This window comes from Paenibacillus sp. J22R56, from assembly GCF_056269375.1.
In genome coordinates, this window is the sequence record NZ_JBWDNV010000016.1 from 57,986 (window position 1) to 63,985 (window position 6,000).

The window sequence follows — 6,000 nt, forward strand, 5'->3', positions numbered from 1 at the left end:
CTCCTTTTAACAAGCGTTTCCATTTAAAAGTTTACCATTTTATCGGTGGGGTATAAACCCCTTCTTACGAACTAATGTACGGACTAGTTACCAATAGCAAAAAGCCTCCCCTGCTCCGTGAGTGGAATAGAGAAAGCTTTCGTTGAAGTTATTATAAGAAGAATATTAGAGATTATACCTTTTCTGCTTCCCGGGATACCAGGATGTGGTGGGTAGTTAGGTGAGAACCGAGCATAATGCGTTCTCCTTCACCCTCTTGCGGACTAGCCGATTTGCTGCCTCGATGGGCATGTGCCTGGCGGAAGGAATCACTGTTTACCCACGCCTCAAAGGAAGCTTTATCCTCCCAAGTCGTGCACACCTTCAGCTCATCGTACTCCATGAGCCCTTCCGTCAACATAACCTCCATACGTACAAAACCTGGGGATTGATCAACGCCTTTCGTTTTTTGGAAACGTCCTGCAACCTCCTCGCCATGGCCCTTTTTTACTTTTATCGTATTCGTTACGACGATCATAATCATTCCTCCATCTAACCAAAATCAACTTCTATTAGTCATCGTTTAACTTAAAAAAATTATGTTATATCAAGCATATACGATAATGATTCTCATTGTCAAATAGACAATAAAACCAAGGCTGCCCGATAAAGGTGTTACCCTTGCTGGACAGCCTTGGTCTCAAATTATTTATTTAGCAGCTGGCTCCTCGGAGGCAACTTCTGTTTTCGTTACTGTCAACCCGCCATCTTTCTCATCGATGACGAAGGAATCACCTTTACGGATATTACCGAGCAGCAAGTCCTCAGACAGCCGGTCTTCGATATGCTTCTGGATTGCACGACGCAGTGGACGCGCACCATATTGTGGATCGAAGCCTTCTTTGGCCAGGAAAGCTTTCGCAGCATCTGTGAGGTTGAAATCAACCTCTTGCTCACGAAGCCGTTTGCGAAGCTCGTCGGACATCAGCGTTACGATTTGAGCGATATGCTCTTGCTCCAGCGCATGGAACACAATCGATTCGTCGATCCGGTTCAGGAACTCCGGACGGAAGCTTTTCTTAAGCTCTGCCATTACTTTGTCTTTCATTTGAGTGAATTCACGGCCCGCATCGTGTACAGCCGTAAAGCCAAGTGATGAATTACGTTTAATTTGATCCGCACCTACGTTTGACGTCATGATGATCAGCGTATTACGGAAATCGACTACTCTGCCTTTGGAATCGGTCAAACGACCATCTTCCAGTACTTGCAGCAGAATGTTGAATACTTCCGGATGGGCTTTCTCAATCTCATCAAGCAGGACAACGGAATATGGTTTGCGGCGTACTTTCTCGGTCAATTGACCGCCTTCTTCATAGCCGACATAACCTGGAGGCGCCCCGACGAGACGGGAAGTCGAATGCTTCTCCATATATTCCGACATGTCGATGCGGATTACCGCATTCTCATCGCCAAACATCGCTTCAGCAAGAGCGCGGGCCAGTTCGGTTTTACCTACACCAGTAGGGCCGAGGAAAATAAACGAGCCGATTGGACGCTTCGGATCTTTCAGACCTGCACGGGCTCTGCGAATAGCCCGTGATACGGATTTGACCGCTTCGTCTTGACCGATAACACGGTCATGAAGGATCGATTCCATTTTGAGCAGACGCTCGGTCTCTTCCTCTGCCAGCTTGCTAACCGGAATACCAGTCCAGCTCGCTACAACCTGTGCGATATCCTCTGTCGTAACTTCGGAATCGGTACGGCCTTGTTTCTCTTTCCATTGGTTCTTCGTAATATCGAGCTCTTCACGGATCTTTTGCTCCGTATCACGAAGCGCAGCTGCCTTCTCGAACTCTTGGCTTTGAACCGCGGAGTCTTTTTCCTTGCGGATATCATCCAGACGGTTCTCCAGCTGTTTCAGGTTAGGCGGTACTGTATAGGAGTTCAGTCTTACCTTCGAGCTCGCCTCGTCGATCAGGTCGATCGCTTTGTCCGGCAGGAACCGGTCTGTAATATAACGGTCAGACAGTTTCACCGCTTGAACGATTGCTTCGTCCGTAATTTTTACCCGGTGATGAGCTTCATAACGGTCACGGAGACCATGCAAAATTTGAATCGCTTCTTCCGGCGATGGCTGGTCGACGGTAATTGGTTGGAAGCGGCGCTCAAGAGCAGCATCCTTCTCAATGTACTTGCGATATTCATCCAGCGTTGTTGCACCAATACATTGCAGTTCACCACGCGCAAGCGCAGGCTTCAAAATATTGGAGGCGTCAATCGCGCCCTCTGCACCGCCTGCACCAATCAGCGTATGCAGCTCATCAATGAACAGGATGATGTTACCCGCTTGACGGATCTCATCCATAATTTTTTTCAATCGGTCTTCGAACTCACCGCGGTATTTCGTACCGGCTACTACAGAGCCCATATCCAGCGTCATGACACGTTTGTCACGCAGCGTTTCAGGGATCTCGTTAGCGATGATTTTTTGTGCGAGACCTTCAGCGATTGCTGTTTTACCAACACCAGGTTCACCAATCAATACCGGGTTGTTCTTCGTACGGCGGCTCAGCACTTGAATAACACGTTCAATTTCTTTGCTGCGGCCGATAACCGGATCAAGATTACCTTCTCGTGCGTAAGCCGTCAGGTCTCGTGCTAATCCATCCAGCGTTGGTGTGCTCACATTCGAAGGTGAACCATGATTGCTAGATACCGCTTCGCTGCTGCCAAGCAGCTGCAATACTTGCTGACGGGCTTTGTTCAGGCTGATGCCGAGGTTATTAAGAACCCGAGCTGCTACGCCTTCACCTTCACGAATCAGACCAAGCAGGATATGTTCTGTACCTACATACGTATGGCCAAGCTTTCTTGCTTCATCCATTGACAGCTCAATGACTTTCTTCGCACGCGGCGTATAAGCAATATTCGTTGGCTGCTCTTGCCCACGACCAATCAATGCTTCTACTTCATCTTGAATTTTCTCAAGACCAAGACCAAGCCCGATTAATGCCTTCGCTGCAATACCTTCCCCTTCGCGAATCAGGCCAAGTAAAATATGCTCTGTACCAATATTATTGTGACCAAGACGGACCGCTTCCTCCTGCGCCAAGGCAAGTACCTTTTGCGCACGCTCTGTAAATCGTCCAAACATCATGTTTCATGCACCCCCATGCTCGGTTTGACCCCGCAATTGAATGCGGATTAATTCAGCCCTGCGGTAATCCCGCTGTTCAGCGCTCATCTTCTCGTTGAACGTCTGCTGCAAGAACCCCGGCTGTGTCATAACAATTAACTCATTTAATGATTGTGACGTGATGTGTTCCAGTAATCCCAGATCAACACCTAGCCTTACATCGGACAGCCGCTGCGCGGATTCCTTGGAATCCATAATCGTCGCATAAGATAAGATGCCGAATGACCGTTTCACCCGATCTTCGATCCGCATACGTGATTCGGATAAAAGCCGTTGGCGAGCGGACTTCTCATGCTCGATAATCTGCTTAGCTACACCATGCAAATTATCAATGATCTCGCTCTCGGACTGTCCAAGCGTAATCTGGTTCGAGATTTGAAATATATTGCCAAGCGCTTCGCTGCCTTCCCCATACATCCCGCGGACAGCGAGCCCAACCTGCGTAACCGCCGATAAAATGCGGTTAATTTGCTGTGTAAGCACGAGTGCCGGCAAATGCATCATTACTGATGCGCGTATTCCAGTTCCTACATTAGTTGGACAAGTGGTCAAATAACCTCTTTGTTCATCAAAAGCGTAGTTCGCTTCTTCCTCGAAAATATCATCGATCTGATTAGCCAGTGTCCAAGCCTCTTTGACTTGAAAGCCCGGGTAAAGACATTGGATACGAAGATGATCTTCTTCGTTAATCATAATACTAATCGATTCATTCTCGCTTAAGATAACCGCCCCTCCGCGTGACTCATTAGCCAGATTGGGACTAATCAAATGCTTTTCGACCAATACCCGTCTTTCCAGTTCGCTCAGCTCTGATAAAACAATCGTATCGAATCGGCCAATAGGATCCAGCTTATCGGAATGCCCAATAGCTGTCAGCTGATTCATGACTTCAATCGATTGCTGGTTGGTTGCAAGCATCGGAAACGGAAAGTGCCTTAAGTTTCGCGCAATGCGTACTCGGCTGCTAATGACGATTTCGGAGTCTGGACCATCTCCCTTCATCCAATCGCTTAACGCTTGTTGTGAGAAACGACGACTCGCCAAGAGTAACCCTCCTTCGTGCGCCTTACAGATCTACTATTTTACGCTCCAGCTCACGGATTCGATCACGAATATGAGCCGCGCTTTCAAATTCTTCTCGTTCAATGCGACTTTGCAAATCACGCCGCAGCTTTTCAATCTCTCGCTTGTACTGAATTTGGCCACCGGAACGTTTCGGAATCTTCCCTACATGTACCGCATTACCATGTACCCGTTTCAGCAATGGATCTAACTTGTCGGCGAATTGGCGGTAGCAATTGCTGCATCCAAACCTGCCGAGCTTGCTGAATTGCGCATACGTTAATCCGCAATTTTCACAACGGATCATTTGCTGTTGCTTGGCGCTGTTCGTGCCACTGGAACTACTCGGATCGAAATCGAGAAGGCCCGACAGCAGACTGTGAATGGAGAACCCGTTAGGAGCGCCGGGAATTCCTTCCCCACGTTCTCTTGCACAGGATTCACAGATGTGAAATTCGGTTTTTTCACCGTTCACGATTTTCGTAAAATGAAGCGTTGCCGGCTTCTTGCCGCATTCTTGGCAAATCAAGCCGAATCCCCTCCTTCCGGTGTAACCTTCTCAGGCGCTTATTTGGCTAATAAAGCTATCAGCATGGAGCGCAATAATCTGGCTCTAATCTCATCACGAAGCGGCAGCTTAACGGCAATTGTCTCACGATCAACCGCCGCACGAAGCAAGTTCGCTTCACGTTTCGTTATTAGCCTTGCCTCTTCCAGCTGATAAATAAGCCCCTCCGCTACACTTTGTTCGACACAATCGCCAATCGTCTGATGGATATGGAATTGAATCGTCTTAAGTGCCGGCAGATCTACCCGTTGAATACGGATATAACCGCCGCCGCCGCGCTTGCTCTCAACCATGTATCCCTTCTCCAATGTGAATCGGGTACTGATTACATAATTGATCTGCGACGGAACGCAGGAAAACTTGTCTGCCAGTTCGTTGCGTTGAATTTCAACAGCGCCTTCCGGGCTTTCCTGCAACATTTGCTTCAAGTACTGCTCGATGAGATCGGAAATGTTACGCAAATTTACCAACCTCCTGGCGACATGAGCTGTGGATGCATTTGTGGAAAAATGCTGCCCCAACTGACTTTGACTTTCTTTGACTTTAACCTTATTATACGCAAAAATCAGGAAAGGTCAATACATGGAATTTCAATTTTCTGATAATTTAAAACTCATACTATCGCCATTATCTATCATGGTGCGGATTCAGCTTATTTATACACAGCAGACCCTTGTCAGACTCAGCTGCAGCTGCATTTTCTCACTGTTTACTCACACTTGTGTATAAACGGTGTGTAACCAAGAAAGCTTCTTTAACTGTTATTCAACAAAAATCAGGTGTTTGTAAACAGGCTGCGGATAAAAAGGGGATAGAATTTGATCACGTTCTGCTTCTATCCACCGGTTATTCAGTTATCCCAGTGCTGCTAACATGAGAGATTTTGCACTTATGCACAATCATTAAATAATTCGGCAGATAAGTTGAAATTGAGTGACTATTCACATGTGGATAGAAAAACAAAAAAGCAGCTTAATCCTAGTGGGGATCAGCTGTTAGGGATGTGGATGAATCGTTGATAAGTGCTGTGGATAAGACAAAACAAAAAGCCTGCCGCGTAATGCGACAGGCCCCTCGCTGCTTGGCGACGTCCTACTCTCCCAGGACCCTGCGGTCCAAGTACCATCGGCGCTGGAGGGCTTAACGGTCGTGTTCGGTATGGGAACGCGTGGTTCCCCTCCGCCATCGC

The 6,000-nt window shown here is 47.6% G+C and carries 5 protein-coding genes and 1 rRNA gene; all 6 read right to left on the reverse strand.

All coding sequences use genetic code 11. From position 1 onward, the window contains the following. Nucleotides 1–172 precede the first annotated feature (172 nt). A complete protein-coding gene (locus tag AC0YNT_RS29510; RefSeq protein WP_475807780.1) occupies nt 173–517 on the reverse strand; it encodes an antibiotic biosynthesis monooxygenase in 345 nt (114 codons plus the stop codon). A gap of 171 nt (nt 518–688) precedes the next feature. Beyond that, a complete protein-coding gene (gene clpC, locus AC0YNT_RS29515; RefSeq protein WP_475807781.1) occupies nt 689–3,142 on the reverse strand; it encodes an ATP-dependent protease ATP-binding subunit ClpC in 2,454 nt (817 codons plus the stop codon). A 3-nt stretch (nt 3,143–3,145) separates the two neighbouring features. After that, entirely contained in the window at nt 3,146–4,225 is a 1,080-nt protein-coding gene (locus AC0YNT_RS29520) for a protein arginine kinase (protein ID WP_441896828.1), read from the reverse strand. Nucleotides 4,226–4,247: 22 nt separating this feature from the next. Further along, the gene (locus AC0YNT_RS29525; RefSeq protein WP_167282799.1) at nt 4,248–4,772 is read right to left on the reverse strand and encodes a UvrB/UvrC motif-containing protein; all 525 of its coding nucleotides are present in this window, start codon (nt 4,770–4,772) and stop codon (nt 4,248–4,250) included. Nucleotides 4,773–4,810: 38 nt separating this feature from the next. Further along, nucleotides 4,811–5,272, reverse strand: coding sequence for a CtsR family transcriptional regulator (locus AC0YNT_RS29530; RefSeq protein ID WP_475807782.1), 462 nt, complete (start codon nt 5,270–5,272; stop codon nt 4,811–4,813). 618 nt (nt 5,273–5,890) lie between these two features. Beyond that, nucleotides 5,891–6,000, reverse strand: a 5S ribosomal RNA gene (gene rrf, locus AC0YNT_RS29535); the annotation flags it as partial.